This window comes from Xenorhabdus griffiniae (assembly GCF_015163655.1).
In the GTDB taxonomy this organism is placed as follows: Bacteria; Pseudomonadota; Gammaproteobacteria; order Enterobacterales; family Enterobacteriaceae; genus Xenorhabdus; species Xenorhabdus griffiniae.
In genome coordinates this window covers 1-15,650 of the sequence record NZ_JADEUF010000097.1, presented here as the reverse complement: position 1 = coordinate 15,650, position 15,650 = coordinate 1, and the positions used below count along the sequence as shown (strand labels likewise).

General features: G+C 44.1%; 15 protein-coding genes. 4 read left to right on the top strand and 11 right to left on the bottom strand.

Translation table 11 applies throughout. The features are described from left to right. The coding region (locus IQ211_RS19650) for a hypothetical protein (RefSeq protein ID WP_228011599.1) at positions 1–214 on the top strand (214 nt) is incomplete at its 5' end. Positions 215–233: 19 nt separating this feature from the next. Here IQ211_RS19650 and murI read toward each other — a convergent pair. Together murI and btuB are read right to left on the bottom strand one after the other, a co-directional pair. Then, on the bottom strand, positions 234–1,097 hold the full coding sequence (murI, locus tag IQ211_RS14245) for a glutamate racemase (protein ID WP_189760641.1): 864 nt from the start codon (positions 1,095–1,097) through the stop codon (positions 234–236). Next, positions 1,042–2,880, bottom strand: coding sequence for a TonB-dependent vitamin B12 receptor BtuB (gene btuB, locus IQ211_RS14240; RefSeq protein WP_189760642.1), 1,839 nt, complete (start codon positions 2,878–2,880; stop codon positions 1,042–1,044). Before btuB ends, murI begins: the two co-directional genes overlap by 56 nt. Before the next feature lie 201 nt (positions 2,881–3,081). Between btuB and trmA the strand changes: the two genes are divergently transcribed. Further along, the gene (gene trmA, locus IQ211_RS14235; RefSeq protein ID WP_189760643.1) at positions 3,082–4,182 is read left to right on the top strand and encodes a tRNA (uridine(54)-C5)-methyltransferase TrmA; all 1,101 of its coding nucleotides are present in this window, start codon (positions 3,082–3,084) and stop codon (positions 4,180–4,182) included. A 73-nt stretch (positions 4,183–4,255) separates the two neighbouring features. Here trmA and IQ211_RS14230 read toward each other — a convergent pair whose 3' ends face one another. Both IQ211_RS14230 and fabR read right to left on the bottom strand, forming a co-directional pair. Then, positions 4,256–4,633, bottom strand: coding sequence for a YijD family membrane protein (locus IQ211_RS14230; protein WP_189760644.1), 378 nt, complete (start codon positions 4,631–4,633; stop codon positions 4,256–4,258). Positions 4,634–4,658: 25 nt separating this feature from the next. Then, positions 4,659–5,318, bottom strand: coding sequence for an HTH-type transcriptional repressor FabR (fabR, locus tag IQ211_RS14225; RefSeq protein WP_189760645.1), 660 nt, complete (start codon positions 5,316–5,318; stop codon positions 4,659–4,661). Positions 5,319–5,523: 205 nt separating this feature from the next. On the opposite strand from fabR, the gene sthA reads away from it, so the two are divergent. After that, complete coding sequence (gene sthA / locus IQ211_RS14220) at positions 5,524–6,921, top strand: Si-specific NAD(P)(+) transhydrogenase (RefSeq protein WP_189760646.1); 1,398 nt, start codon at positions 5,524–5,526, stop codon at positions 6,919–6,921. Here the strand turns inward: sthA and oxyR are convergent. From oxyR to argC, 5 genes are all read right to left on the bottom strand, one after another. Then, positions 6,913–7,830, bottom strand: coding sequence for a DNA-binding transcriptional regulator OxyR (gene oxyR, locus IQ211_RS14215; protein ID WP_189760647.1), 918 nt, complete (start codon positions 7,828–7,830; stop codon positions 6,913–6,915). The two genes, sthA and oxyR, sit on opposite strands and share 9 nt — an antisense overlap. Before the next feature lie 99 nt (positions 7,831–7,929). Continuing rightward, positions 7,930–9,303, bottom strand: coding sequence for an argininosuccinate lyase (gene argH, locus IQ211_RS14210; RefSeq protein ID WP_189760648.1), 1,374 nt, complete (start codon positions 9,301–9,303; stop codon positions 7,930–7,932). Positions 9,304–9,463: 160 nt separating this feature from the next. Next, positions 9,464–10,675 (bottom strand): argininosuccinate synthase, encoded by a 1,212-nt coding sequence (locus tag IQ211_RS14205; RefSeq protein ID WP_189760649.1) that lies wholly within the window; start codon positions 10,673–10,675, stop codon positions 9,464–9,466. A 55-nt stretch (positions 10,676–10,730) separates the two neighbouring features. Beyond that, positions 10,731–11,504, bottom strand: coding sequence for an acetylglutamate kinase (argB, locus tag IQ211_RS14200; RefSeq protein ID WP_189760650.1), 774 nt, complete (start codon positions 11,502–11,504; stop codon positions 10,731–10,733). 54 nt (positions 11,505–11,558) lie between these two features. Continuing rightward, complete coding sequence (gene argC, locus IQ211_RS14195; protein ID WP_189760651.1) at positions 11,559–12,563, bottom strand: N-acetyl-gamma-glutamyl-phosphate reductase; 1,005 nt, start codon at positions 12,561–12,563, stop codon at positions 11,559–11,561. Positions 12,564–12,678: 115 nt separating this feature from the next. Between argC and argE the strand changes: the two genes are divergently transcribed. Next, positions 12,679–13,836 carry an acetylornithine deacetylase gene (gene argE / locus IQ211_RS14190; RefSeq protein ID WP_189760652.1) on the top strand — a complete coding sequence of 386 codons (1,158 nt, stop codon included), beginning with the start codon at positions 12,679–12,681 and terminating at the stop codon, positions 13,834–13,836. A 728-nt stretch (positions 13,837–14,564) separates the two neighbouring features. Here argE and IQ211_RS14185 read toward each other — a convergent pair. Both IQ211_RS14185 and IQ211_RS14180 read right to left on the bottom strand, forming a co-directional pair. Next, a complete protein-coding gene (locus IQ211_RS14185) occupies positions 14,565–15,014 on the bottom strand; it encodes a hypothetical protein (RefSeq protein WP_189760653.1) in 450 nt (149 codons plus the stop codon). Further along, positions 15,011–15,394 carry a hypothetical protein gene (locus IQ211_RS14180; protein ID WP_189760654.1) on the bottom strand — a complete coding sequence of 128 codons (384 nt, stop codon included), beginning with the start codon at positions 15,392–15,394 and terminating at the stop codon, positions 15,011–15,013. Before IQ211_RS14180 ends, IQ211_RS14185 begins: the two co-directional genes overlap by 4 nt. Between the last annotated feature and the right edge of the window lie 256 nt (positions 15,395–15,650).

Below are 15,650 nucleotides of genomic sequence, written 5' to 3'. Positions count from 1 at the left end.
TAACTTGTTAAAGAGCGTTGGCAACCGGAAGTCACTTCCGGGTTGCGAGGCTGCGTATCTTACGCTTTTCGCCTTGAGAGTCAAGCGATTATTTTCCCTTTTCTCTCACCGCCGTCGCCGCGCGTTTCAGCTTAGCGTCGGTCAGTGGTGGCGCATTATAGGGAGTTTTTTGATACTGGCAATAGTTTTTTTAAAAAAAATCACCGACCGGTGATTATTGCGCCAAATTGCACTTAAGTTGATAGTTTTTCCAGCGTTAAGAAACCTAATTCGCGTAAAACGGGCCGTAGATCTTCATTCGATGCCTCAACTTTTGTGCAATACGCTAAGTTATTAGCCGTTGTTAAAAACAAATCTTCCCGATTTTTTATCAACCATGCCGTTCTACGAGCAATCGCCGCTCCCGAATCAATCAATCTTGTTCCATCTGGTAAGACTTGCGCAATTTCCTCTGCTATCAGAGGGAAATGCGTACAACCCAAAATGACAGTATCCGGTGGCTCTTTCATTCTTAGCCACGGTTTTAGTATTTTCTCTAACTCTTTTAATGGAACATTCTTGCCATGTAATTTTCGCTCAGCTAACTCGACTAATTCAGCAGAGCCAATTGCATACACCTGGCAATCCGTAGCAAACCTTGCAATTAATTCTTTGGTATAGTCGCGATTCACTGTGGCGCGTGTCGCCAACAATCCCACAACGCGATTACAAGTTAGCTTCGCCGCAGGTTTGATCGCTGGCACAACACCAACAACAGGAAAAGAAAAACGTTCACGCAGGGCGGGCAAGCTGACTGTACTGGCCGTATTGCAAGCAATCACAACAACCGCTAAAGGATGTTTTTTCTGGATTGCATCAACAATCTGAACAACCCTTTCTATTATTACTTTTGCTGTTTTTTCTCCGTAAGGAAATGCTTCATTATCGAATGCATATATATAGTGGAGATCCGGCAAGAGTTGCCGAATCTCTTGATAGACAGATAAACCGCCTACTCCAGAATCAAAAACCAGAATCGTTGGACGGGCAGTTTTATTTAAATCAGAAGTTATAGCTTCCAGTGAGATAGAACTCTCGTCCTGGGGTGCGATAGCCATAGGCTGTCTCATAATTTTTATCAAACAGGTTAGCTATTCTAGCACGGATTGTAAGGTGGTCAGTGATCGGATATGAGGCGCTAACATCCCACAGACTTGTACTCGCTAATTTCACTGTTTTCGCAGGATATTCACTATAGTCTTGGTCATAACGCCGACCAATATATTGATAGGTTATTCCCCAATCGACATTAAAGGCTGCCCAATCCAATTGGTATTTAACTTGCTGTTTAGCCCTGCGAGTCAATTGCTGACCATGACCATCACGCGGATCAATGTACTGCAATGTGAGTTGATGTTGGAATAAGCCAGTCTCCATTGTTCCCGTCCACTCAACGCCTTTTATTTTTGCCTTATCACCGTTCTCATAGTGGTTATTGGCAAACTCTATCAACTGCTCAATATCGTTATGATAAGCAGATAGACGCCAATTAAGCTGCCCGGTCAATCCTTCAATGCCAATTTCCCATTGCTGACTTTTTTCTGGTTTAAGGCTTTCATTTCCCCACTTGCTATAAAGTTGATTCAAAGTCGGCGCTTTGAATGCCGTTCCATACGAAGTGATAAGACGGTAACCATCAACAAATTCCCAGCCAATGCCGATTTGCCCCGTCGTATTCCAGTCATATTCAGAATGATGATCTGAACGCACAGCACCTTCTAAAATGACATCCTGTACCTGTTGCTGAGCAGTTAAATATAGTCCCGTATTATCAACATGTTTCTGTACAGGGATGTTATTAGAGCCTGCGGCAATCCATTCTCTTTTCCAGTCAATCCCACTACTGATTGCACCATGAGCAACCTGCCACGTATTTCCCCACTGCACATTGTATTGTTTTGAATCACTTAGACTGGAGCTTGTGCCATAACGCCCATGTTTAGGAACATAATTGTAATCTTTAACACGACTGTAACTGACAATGAATTGGGAAGAATAGAGGCCTTGATTAAATTGAAGCCCCACATCATAGGAACGACTGAACAGTTCGCGCGTGTCTGCTTCGCCGAAGTTCCATGCATCATAAGCGGTCCGATTATTAAATCCATAGGCTCGAGCAAACCCACTCATTTGCTCATTTATTTTATGATCGATTTCCAACCACAACATTTTACCCATAAAACCATCACGATCTGGCTGACGATGTCCCCCTGTTTTACCATCAACTATCACATCAAACCCTTTAGTATAGGTATAACCTGCAGCTGTAGTTAATAAAGTATTCTCACCGAATTTTTGCTGTGTTGAACCATTATAGTTCTGATATCCATTCGAGCCGATCCCCGCATTCAGTGTTGTCCCGCGTTGTTGTCGTTTTGTAATAATATTAATCACGCCACCAATGGCATCAGAACCGTATACAGCCGAACGCGCACCACGGATATATTCTATTCTTTGCACCATTGAAATTGGGATTTGGCTAAAATCGGCGGCTCCGGTAATACCCGCCTGATTCAAACGGAGTCCATCCACCAGCACCAGTGTATGATTTGAGTTCGTACCACGAACAAATAAAGAAGAATGCTGCCCAATACCACCATTCTGCGCAATATCAATACTCGGCAAACGGCGCAAAACATCAACTAAGCTACTGGATTGCCAACGATCTATATCTTCACGAGTCACTACCGTCGTTGGCGCCAACACTGAAGAAATCGGCTGCTTAAAGCGATGGGCTGTAACCACCAACGTATCCTGACTATCTGCAATTGCAAGATGGTTCCAGCCAAAAAATATCGCCACGTACGCAACATATAGAGGAATCTGTTTTTTATTTACCATAAAATTTGTAATGAGAATGTGTGTTATCTGGCTAGCTATATTTAACTATAAAGAGTCATGCTACGATGAAGACTTTAGCGTGTCCAGAATGCCTCTCTATCAAAAAAAGCGCTGATAAACCAGAAAACTGGACATCCTTTGCACTTGCCCTACAATGCCGCTCGGAAATTTTTCTTAACGCGACCATACGAGAACCCGATAATGCAGAATGCTTTGCCAACGGAAAATTATGAAAATCAATTGATGGAGAAAGTCCATCGTCTAAAAGGAATGATGCTCCCCTTTAGCGCACCTGAGCCTGAAGTTTTCCGTTCCCCGGCATCACATTACAGAATGCGCGCAGAATTCCGTATCTGGCATGAAGAAGATGATCTCTATCACATTATGTTTGATCAGCAGACTAAACAGCGTATACGCATTGATCAATTTCCAGTTGCCAATCAGCTAATCAATAAAATGATGCAGGCCATCATTGCTGGCGTAAAAGACAATCTCGTATTACGCCATAAACTGTTTCAAGTAGATTACCTTTCTACCCGCAGTAACAAAATCATTGTCTCTCTGCTTTACCACAAAAAATTGGGGGATGAATGGCGTGAACATGCAACTGCTCTGCGAACTCAACTCATAGCAGCAGGGTTTGATGTGCAACTTATTGGACGCGCAGCAAAAACCAAGATCATGCTTGACCATGACTATATTGATGAAGTTTTGCCTGTTGCAGGCAAGACGATGATTTACCGTCAGGTTGAAAATAGCTTCACCCAGCCGAATGCCAATATCAATGTGCACATGTTGGAATGGGCAATTGATATCACCAAAGGCTCTAAAGGTGACTTACTTGAACTGTATTGCGGTAATGGTAATTTCTCTCTGGCGTTGGCGCAGAATTTTGAACGAGTATTGGCGACAGAAATAGCCAAACCTTCAGTGGCTGCCGCCCAATTTAATATCGCAGCAAACAAAATTGATAATGTACAGATTATCCGCATGTCAGCAGAAGAATTTACCCAGGCGATGAACGGAGAGCGTGAGTTCAATCGCTTGCAAGGAATTGATTTAAGCAGTTATCAATGTGAAACCATTTTTGTTGATCCACCGCGCAGCGGACTGGATGCAGAGACGCTAAAAATGGTTCAAGCATATCCACGTATTCTTTATATTTCCTGTAATCCAGAAACGCTCTGCCAAAATCTGGAAACGCTAACACAGACTCACAAAATCAGCCAACTGGCGCTCTTTGACCAATTCCCTTATACCCATCATATGGAGTGCGGTGTTCTGCTAGAGAAAAGAACTTAGTCATCATTAAAAACAAAACGCCACAGAGTCAATTTTGTGGCGTTTTTTATTGAACCATTCTCGATAAAAGCGACTAATTTTGGTTTTCTGAAGCGAACGCGACTTGCTGCTTACGCTTTTTCATCTTTAAGTAGATCCAAAACACCAAGGCAGTGCCAATAACGACAGGCAAGAAATTAGAGCCAATTGCTGGATATTCCATTCGAATGAAGGCGTTATACACAAACATGCCTAAGAAGAAGCACCCAACGGCCAGTTTGGGTAATCCTTCTGCCATTGGATAATTCAAATAACGTTGATGGAGACAATACAAAGAAAGTGCCAGTGTAATAAGAGGGAAAATAGAAAAAGGGACAAATGAATTAAAAAATGTTGAGAAAGTTCCGTGTGTTGCCATTCCAACGATAAGAGCCAGCAACATTGTGCTTTTATCTTGGCGGTATTGTTCCATCGTATTATTCTCCTTTCATTATTATTCAGGGGGTTTTAGGGCTCGCTTTAGAGACAGTATTTTTTTCTTGCTCACGACGATACCAATAATAAGCGCCTTTGGAAATTATGCGGAGTTGCAAAACCAAACGCTCTTCGAGACGACGCCTTTTTTCTTCATCAATATCCAGCGCTTCTGCACCTGCACTGAACACGATTGTCACCATCGCCTCGGCTTGTATTTCAGTAAAATGACGTGGCATATGGCTGGCTTGCTCAAGATAGTCTGCCAATTCGGCAATAAAATGTTGGATTTCCCGTGCTACAGCCGCACGAAATTCAGCCGATGTACCGGAGCGTTCACGCAGCAATAGCCGGAACGCGTTAGGATTGTTGCCAATAAACTCCATAAAGGTTGAAACCGAAGTACGGATGACACTGCCGCCTTTGGCAATACGCTGACGGGCCTGACGCATTAACTGACGCAACATCAAACCGCTTTCATCCACCATCGTCAGCCCCAGTTCATCCACATCGCGAAAATGTCGATAAAAAGAAGTTGGTGCAATACCCGCTTCCCGAGCCACTTCCCGTAGGCTCAAGCTGGTAAAACTGCGTTCAGCACTGAGTTGGCTGAATGCCGCCTCAATCAGGGAGCGGCGGGTTTTTTCTTTTTGTTTTGCTCTAACGCCGGTTACGTTACTCACAACAATCCTGATCTATCTCGACTTCAATCAGGCAAATATAACAGATTCTGCTAAGTTTGCTGTGATTGTTCTCTTAAAGATATTATTCGATGTTTTCCTGATCTATTTCTAAGCAATGAGATAAAAACCTTATGCTCATTGGGTTATTGCATCAAGTAATGTTAAGATAGCGTTGTTATTTTGTGTAAAAACAGGTCTTTCCTCTATGCAACATACTCATTTTGATGCCATTGTGATTGGCTCTGGTCCCGGAGGGGAAGGAGCAGCAATGGGGTTAGTAAAACAAGGCAAAAACGTTGCTGTTATAGAACGTTATAATAATGTCGGTGGTGGATGTACTCATTGGGGCACAATTCCGTCGAAAGCTCTCCGCCATGCTGTTAGTCGTATTATCGAATTTAATCAAAATCCTCTCTACAGTGATAACTCCCGCATTCTTCGTTCCTCGTTTTCAGAAATTCTGCGCCATGCTGAAGTCGTGATTAACCAGCAAACTAAGATGCGGCAGGGGTTTTATGAACGTAACCGTTGTCGAATGTTTGCAGGAGAAGCCACTTTCATTGATGAACATCGGGTCAGTGTGCGTTATGCCGATGATAGTGTTGATATCTTAAGTGCAGACAACATTATCATCGCCACCGGCTCCCGCCCTTACTGCCCTCCTGATGTCGATTTCACCCACTCCCGTATTTATAACAGCGATACCATATTGCAACTGGATCACGAACCTCGCCATGTCATTATTTATGGTGCCGGTGTGATTGGTTGTGAATATGCCTCTATTTTCCGCGGATTGGGTGTGAAGGTGGATTTGATCAATACCCGCGATCATCTTCTGTCGTTTCTTGATCAAGAAATGTCTGATGCGCTCTCCTACCATTTTTGGAATAGTGGCACAGTCATTCGTCATAACGAAGAATATGAAAAAATTGAAGGCGTTAATAATGGTGTCATCGTTCATCTGAAATCCGGCAAGAAAGTCAAAGCGGATTGTTTGCTGTATGCCAATGGCAGAACAGGCAATACAGACACTCTCGGTTTAGAAAATGTTGGACTGGAAACAGATAACCGCGGGTTACTGAAAGTCAATCGCGTCTACCAAACCAATAATGAAAACATCTATGCTGTGGGAGATGTTATTGGCTATCCAAGTTTGGCTTCTGCGGCCTATGATCAGGGACGCATCGCGGCAAAAGCGATTATCACAGGCCATGCTGATCTGCATCTGGTGGAAGATATCCCAACCGGCATTTATACCATTCCTGAAATTAGTTCCGTTGGTAAGACTGAGCAGCAATTAACCGCAATGAAAATCCCTTATGAGGTAGGACGTGCCCAATTCAAACATCTGGCAAGGGCACAAATTGCCGGTATGAATGTTGGCAGCATCAAGATCCTGTTCCACCGTGAGACAAAACAGATTTTAGGCATCCACTGTTTTGGTGAACGTGCGGCAGAGATCATTCATATTGGTCAGGCCATTATGGAACAGAAAGGTGAAGGCAATAATATCGAATATTTCGTTAATACTACCTTCAATTATCCAACAATGGCAGAAGCCTACCGTGTTGCAGCACTTAATGGGCTAAACCGATTATTTTGAGGTTTTTCCAAGTATTTCATAATAATTACCCATTTTAGTCCGAATCGCCTCTGCCAATTGCTCATAGCGACCACGCAGAGGTGAGCCGGGACGATAAACCAATATGACAGAGCGTTTCGGTTCTGGTTCATAACACTCCAGATAACAAACCCCATCCCGGCTTCTTTCATTCGGCACTGACAAATCAGGTAATAACGTAATGCCGCTCCCCGCCGCGACCATATTGCGCAGAGTTTCCAGACTGGTCGCCCTAAAATGGGTATCTTCTTTGGCGCCTGCCTGAAAACAAAATCCCATCGCCTGATCACGCAAACAGTGTCCATCTTCCAGCATCAATAACTTCTCGCCGGATAGCTCCGCCATCTTAATTTTGTCCCGTCCAGCCCATTTATGCTCTTCATATACCGCCAGTTTCATAGGTTCTTCAAACAACGGCACTTCGATAAATGCGTCGGTTTCTTTCACCAACGCCAAAATAGCGCAGTCAAGCTTGCCACTATCAAGTTGAGCCAACAAGTTTAGGGTTTGAGCCTCATGCAGGTACATTTCCAATTTGGGGAACAATTTATGCAGTTCAGGAATAATAAGTGGCAGGAGGTAGGGACCGATTGTTGGAATAAGGCCGATATGCAACGGCCCAGACATACTTTCACCTTGAAGCGAGGCCATTTCCTGCAAAACCTTCACTTCTCTCAAAATGGTTTTGGCCTGTTCCACTAGCAACATTCCCTGTTGGGTGAATAATACCTTGCGACTAGTGCGTTCCAGCAGCATCACGCCAAGCTCATCTTCCAGTTTGCGGATTTGCCCGCTTAGTGTCGGTTGGCTGACATGACAAGCATCAGCGGCTCGGCGAAAATGCCGGTATTCAGCAAGCGCTACAAGGTATTCCAGATCGCGGATATTCATTCCCAACCTCAGCATTTGATATCAATGATAGTATTGACCAATAAATCATTATATCCACGAGGGGAAAAAACTATCAACCGCATGTGATTACTGATGTTTTTAGCTAAATCGCTTCTTGGCCTGAACAATCGCTTGCTTCACTTGTTCTTGCGCTACCCCACCTTTTGCCAGTCGCTTGTCTAGACACGATTGCAACGATAAAACGTCATAGACATCCACAGCAATGACATTGCTAAATTTTTGCAATTCAAATAGAGAAAGCTCTTCCAGCGCCTTACCTCGGTCAATTGCCGCAACAACAACTTCACCAACAATGTGATGTGCTTCGCGGAACGGAACACCTTTTGCCACCAGATAATCCGCCAGCTCAGTTGCATTAGCATATCCCTGCTTTGCTGCTTCCTCACAACGGGAGCGTTTTACCTGAATGCCATCCAACACCAGTATCGCCATATGCAAACAATCCAACCAGGTATCCAGTGCATCAAACAAGCCTTCCTTATCTTCCTGCATATCTTTATTGTAGGCGAGAGGAAGCCCTTTTAACGTCATCATCATCCCCGTCAATGCGCCTTGCACCCGTCCACACTTACCGCGGATAAGTTCCAACGCATCTGGGTTTTTCTTTTGCGGCATCAAGGAAGAGCCGGAAGTTACCCGATCCGACAACTCAACAAAGCCGGCCTCTCCGCTATTAAAGAAAATCAAATCTTCAGCCAAACGCGAAAGATGAATCATACTAATGCTCGCATCTGACAGTAGCTCCAAAACATGATCTCGGTCAGACACACTATCCAGACTATTGCGTGTCGCTGAAGCAAAGCCCAGCCATGACGCCAGTTGCTCACGATCAATATCATAAGCCGTTCCTGCCAATGCCCCGCATCCCAATGGACTGACATCCAACCGCTTTAATGCATCTTGCAGTCGGCTTTCATCACGATTAAGCATTTCCACATAGGCCAAACACCAATGGGCAAAAGTGACAGGTTGCGCCCGCTGTAAATGGGTATAACCTGGCATGACTGCATCCTGATTATTTTCAGCAGTGAATACCAATGCTTGTTGCAACTCAACTAATGCTGTCAGAATGTGGACAATCTGATCTTTGCACCATAATTTCAAGTCAGTTGCGACCTGATCATTACGGCTGCGTCCCGTATGGAGTTTTTTACCCAAATCGCCCACTTTCGTGATAAGTTGCCCTTCAACCCAACTGTGAATGTCTTCCGCATCGCTTTGCAAAATGGCCTTGGGGTTGGTTCGCACTTCATCCAGTAACTCATTTAAGGCTAGTTCCAGCTTTTGCTGCTCTTCGGCAGTGAACACGCCTACCGTAACCAACGCTTTTGACCACGCAACCGAGCCAATAATATCCTGCTCCGCCAAGCGATAATCAAAACACAGTGAATCATTAAATTGCTTGAAGCGCTGATCGGCTTCCTGACTGAAACGCCCACCCCAAAGTGCCATAATATCGTTCCTGTTTTTCTAATCGTTATTAATTACTATACCAATCTCACTTCAAGATACGTGTGATATCTCCCCGCTTCGCGGGGGAGATATCAGGTTTCATATCGTGTTGTAAATTGCAACTTGAAGTTTATGCGTATAAAAGTTGATCGCCCCAAAATTACTTTTTGCTATTCAGTGCACGAATGCGTGAAGAAAGCGAATAGAGGCGAATAAACCCTTCTGCGTGGCTGTGATCGTAAACTTCATCCTCGCCAAAAGTGGCGAATTCTTCAGAATAGAGGCTATTAGCTGACTTTTTCTGCACTGCCGTTACCTGCCCTTTATAAAGTTTCAGGACAACTTCACCGCTGACACTGGCCGCTAACATTTCTGCTGCCGCTTGAATTGATTGACGCAATGGCGCAAACCAACGGCCATCATAAACCACATAAGACATCTCCAGCCCCAGTTGTTGACGCCATTTGAAACTATCACGATCTAAAACCAGTTGTTCGATACCACGTAATGCTTCCATCATGATGGTTCCCCCCGGAGTTTCATAACAACCGCGGGATTTCATGCCTACCAAACGATTTTCCACGATATCGATCCGGCCAATGCCGTGCCTGGCCCCCAACTTATTTAACTCATCAAGACATTGATAAGGTGAAAGCGCCTGACCATTCACACCAACCACTTCACCTCTTTCAACCATCACCGTGACATATTCCGGTTCATTGGGTGCCTCTTCTGCCTCTACTGTCCACGCCCAACAATCTTTATTGGCAGCGTTCCACGTGCTTTCCAGAACCCCGCCTTCGGTTGAAATATGCCATGCATTTTCGTCACGGCTATAGATTTTCTCCAGCGTTGCGGTTGTCGGAATATCGCGAACTTTTAAATAATCCAGCAGCGCTTCACGGGAACGCAGATCCCATTCCCGCCACGGAGCCACAACTTTCAGATGTGGTGCCAACGCGGTATAAGTGCTTTCAAACCGAACCTGATCATTACCTTTACCTGTTGCGCCATGAGCGACGGCATCCGCTCCTACTTTCAAAGCCAGCTCAACCTGTGCCTTGGCAATAATTGGACGAGCCATTGAAGTACCGAGCAGATAACTTCCCTCATACAGGGCGCCAGTTTTTAACACAGGATAAACATACTCTTTGATAAACTCTTCGCGCAGATCAACGACATGGCATTCGGAAGCGCCGGAACGTAACGCTTTTTGCTCCACGCCTTCCAGATCTTCACGACTTTGGCCGACATCAGCGACAAACGCAATCACGTCACAATTGCCATAATGCTCTTTCAACCACGGAATAATGGCGGATGTATCCAAACCACCTGAATATGCCAAAACGATTTTCTTAATGCTTTTAGTCATAGGGGTAACCTTTTTAATTTTAGTAAAAACATAAGTTCGGTAAATACACGTTCAATTACGCCAAAATTCGTGTGCCAATAGGTATGCCATTAAATAACGCAATCAATTGATCTGCATGACGCCAACTCGCAATATCTACGGGTTGTCCGAGTGTTTTTGCCGCTTCCAGCGCTGCATTCACTTTCACTATCATGCCGTCAGTAATAATGCCTTGATCGATAAGCTGCCCGATCTGCTCTGCCGTGGCTTCTGGGATTTTTTTCCCTTTCCCATCCAAAATACCGCTGACATCGGACAACAAGACCAAATCTGCATTCAGCACTTGTGCGATAGCTGTCGCAGCTTGATCGGCATTCACATTCATCAATTCACCCTGTTCAGTAATACCAATCGAGCTGATAATCGGCATATAGCCTACATCCAGCAAAATTTGCAGGAGATCAGGTGATCCTGGTTGAGCCTTTCCAGTGTGGCCAAGCTCTTCATCAAGTTGAGAAACTTTAACCATCCCTCCATCACCCAAACATAATCCGATAGCAGGCAAACGATACTTTGTTGCCCACGCCAATAATTTCTTATTGGCAGTTCCGGCAAGCGTCCCCGTAATGATGTCAACTTGATCCTCAGGGGTAACCCGCAAGCCTTGCTTCTTCAAAATAGGCATCTGCAATCGTTGCATCAGCTCATCAACCAAGCAACCACCGCCATGTACAATAACCAGCGGACGTTTATGTGTTTTTCGATATAACTGTAATGTGGTAAATAACCGTTCCAGCGCTTCTTCACTGTCTAATAACACACCACCCAACTTGATAACTAACGGCTCCATCGGATTTATCCTCTGTCGGAATTTTAATTTTTCGGCATTCAGTTATTTTAGAAGTTAAAGTAATGCCTGAGTTTCTTCATACCCAAAACGAATATTCATGCACTGTACTGCTTGTGCCGCTGCCCCTTTCAACAAATTATCCTCAGCTCCTACGATGATCAGATGTTGCCCCTGAACAGCAAAACCAATATCGCAGAATGGCGAACCAACAACAGCTTTCAACGCGGGAACGCCTTTGCTATATAACCGTACCAACGGCTTATCATGATATGCCTGTTGATAAGCTTCCCTAATTTGTGCTTCTGTCACACCAGATTTCAACTTACAGGTAATTGTGGCAAGAATACCGCGTGAGAAATTGCCCAAATGAGGGGTGAAAATCACCTCTGTACCTAAATGTGTGGTGATTTCAGGTTGATGACGATGGTTAAAAACACCATACGGTTGCAAACTCACTTCACAGAAGCTATTGGCAATCGATGCTTTTCGGCCAGCGCCACTGACACCACTGACAGCGTTGATAACAGGCCAATGTTCTGTATCTAATAAATTTTGTTCAAGCAACGGTTTCAAGGAAAGTTGGGAAACGGTAGGGTAACAGCCGGGAACGGCAATCAATTGTGCTTGCTTGATTTTCTCTGCTTGCCATTCTGCCAACCCATATACGGCTTGCTCCAACCACTGCGTATTTTTATGTTCAAATCCATAGTATTTTTTATAGAACTGTGTATTTTGTACGCGGTAGGCACCAGATAAATCAAACACGATACAACCTGCTGCCAGAAATATCGGGGCAATATCATGGCTGACTTCATGAGCAGTGGCGAGAAAGACGACATCCATCCCTTTTGCCGCCTCAATCACCTCAGTTAGCGGCTGTAAGGGTAAATCCACAATACCTTGATATTGTGGATGAAGTTCAGAAAAACATTTCCCTGCATCTAAACTTTGAGAAGAAACCATCAAGCCGGAGAGATGGACATAGGGATGACGTTGCAGATATGCTGCTAACTCAGCTCCGGTATAACCACTGGCACCAACTATCAGCGTATTCAACATGGGATTTATTCACCTTTAGTATTAACCCAATAATATTAATTTAATGACCCAATTGCATTCATATGCAATAAATATGCATGAATATTGATACTATTATGAGTAAGGGCTGTCAACAGTGAATATTAAATTACCGTCTTTTATTAAATTATATCATCAGCTCATTGCGGCTCCTTCGATAAGCGCCACCGATGCTGAACACGATCAAAGCAATGAAGTTGTTATCAATCTGCTGGCGGAATGGCTAAAAGAGATCGGGTTTTCCATTGAAATTCAGGGCGTCCCTGAAACCAGAGGTAAATTCAATCTGCTGGCAACATTGGGCAGTGGTTCAGGTGGTTTGCTGCTATGTGGACATACAGATACCGTTCCTTTTGATGAGGGGCGTTGGACACAAGATCCTTTCACGCTGACCGAACGCGATGGCAAATTATATGGACTTGGGACGGCTGACATGAAAGGTTTCTTTGCCTTTATCGTTGATGCGTTACGGGATATCGATGTCAGCAAACTATCACATCCTCTGTATATTCTGGCTACCGCTGACGAAGAGACATCCATGGCAGGTGCACGTTACTTTGCTGCCAATACCCATATTCGGCCTGATTTTGCCATCATTGGCGAACCCACATCATTACAGCCAATCCGCGCCCATAAAGGGCATATCGCCCAAGCGATCCGCATTGAAGGAAAATCCGGGCATTCCAGTGATCCGGCACGGGGCGTCAATGCCATTGATCTGATGCACGAATCCATTACCCAGCTCATAAAACTACGCCATACCTTACAAGAACGCTATCACAATCCGGCATTTGTCATCCCTTATCCAACCATGAATTTCGGCCATATTCACGGCGGTGATGCCGCAAATCGTATTTGTGCCTGCTGCGAGCTACATATGGATATCCGCCCGCTTCCTGGATTGACTTTACAGAATTTGAATGAATTGCTGAATGACGCTCTGGAACCGGTCAAACAGCGCTGGCCTGGCCGCCTGAGTGTGACTGAGCTTCATCCCCCTATTCCGGGTTATGAATGTCCAACAGACCACAAACTGGTCGGCGTGATTGAAAAACTGTTGGGAACCAAGGCAGATACCGTCAATTACTGTACGGAAGCACCTTTTATACAGGCATTGTGTCCGACCTTAGTCCTAGGACCAGGATCAATTGAACAAGCACATCAGCCCGATGAATTTTTAGATATGGCATTTATTGAACCAACAAGGACGCTACTTTCACAGCTTGTGGAACACTTTTGTTTGAAAGCGGGTTAAAGCGGTTCTGTTTTCCAGCCGTCAAATAGCAAATTGGTTTCCTCTGCAGAAGTGTTCATAATAACCTCGGTGAGTGCATCGGGGTTTTTTGCTATTTAGAGCTAAGGAAAAATTTTAACCCCCATTGCTTATATCCCCATCCCAACAACCTTTCTTCCTACTTCACAATAGAACTTTTTGGTTGTGAATCAGGGTGATGGGATGGCGCGCCGCCGCGTTTTTCCGCGTGGCTCCAGGTGTTCAGATGCTGGCTCCATACCAGCGTACAATTTTCCGTCCCAGCGCATCACGACGGTTGAACTGAACGTGGTTCAGATGGTTAAGGCACATTCTAAGCAAAACCGCGTGTAAATAAGGATATGAAAATAGAACATTATTACACCGTGGGATACGTGCCGCAAAATGATAAGGTAGCCGCCCCACCTGCGATCCATCTTAAAGGCTAATGGTTTAAGGCGGCAGGCTTTGATAAGGGCTGCACACTAACCGTAAAGATACTGGATCGTTGTCTGGTGCTGATCCCTGACAGCGATGACACCCGCACGATTAAGCAACAGTACCGGCGCGAGCAAGACCAGCTCAGTGAGATTAAGCTGCGGATGCGGGGTTGTGCGGGGTTGATTGGGGAGTATAAAAGCCGCTAAGGGCAGGAACTGAGAGCTCTTAAAAAAGAAAGCCGGAAGATCATAGGGATCATTCCGGCTTCATGACTCATTTATATTCAAATATTACTCAATTTCAATTATTAAGTTATCAACCCATATATCAAAATTACTTTTTGACATTAAAAATAAAGCCTCTAATAAATTAGAACACTTTATTTTTTCACAATGATCATCACTGATGTCTTTTTCAGCAAAAAAACTGATAAATAACTTAACATGTGTCAATTTGTTCATTGATATGAATTTTTGAATAGCATCACTAAACTCTATTATTCTCTTTGTAGGATTTTCATATTCTTTCCAGTCCTCAAACTCACCTGCGAATGTTTTATCTACAAAATCAATAAAGTATTTATCACTATATTCTTTGAAGTAATCCAGCTTAACAAATTGAACTTCATCATTGAACTTCACCTCAAAGCCGATATTTTCAAACAAATATGTTGATGACGGAGGAGCGCTTTCATTCCAATCAAATGATATTAATTGAGAACAATCGAAATTACTTTTCATAGATTATATTTTCCGTTGTATACATGATCATATAACTGTTTTATATCTTTTGTAGAAGGTGAAGTAACACCGCCATCACTCGTTTTTGTTCCTTGTGAACCATATACATCTCCAGTTTTAGGAGAAACATTTCTTACTGGTTGATGGACATGAGGGCTAATACCAGCATGAGAATCTAAACCATAGCGCTTAAATTGCCCGCCTACTTTACCTTTATTATTATTAAAACCTGGCGATTGCGTGAATAACAATGTCTCGCGGTCAGGAGCAACATGTTTTTTCATAAAACCGTCTAAGGTTCTATCTTTAGGATCAGGGGTCTTACCCCCCGTATTTGACGATTCTCTAGCTGCCTTACTTGCTTCAATATTAGCCTTCACACGAGCTATGATTTCCGGGCACGTTTCTAACCCGAACGGATCTATAAAATTCGCCGGATTATGCACATATCCATACGGATTAAATCCACCCAGCAACCCAATGGGGTCTTAGGAACGATTCCGGTGCGGTCATACTGTTTTAGGTGATTTTTTCTTTGACTATCAGCTTGTTAAAGAACCATTTTTACCTGTTCCGCCCATCCCCGCGAACCTAAAACGCCGATGTGCACTTTTGGCCTGTTTTGCGATGTTGCCC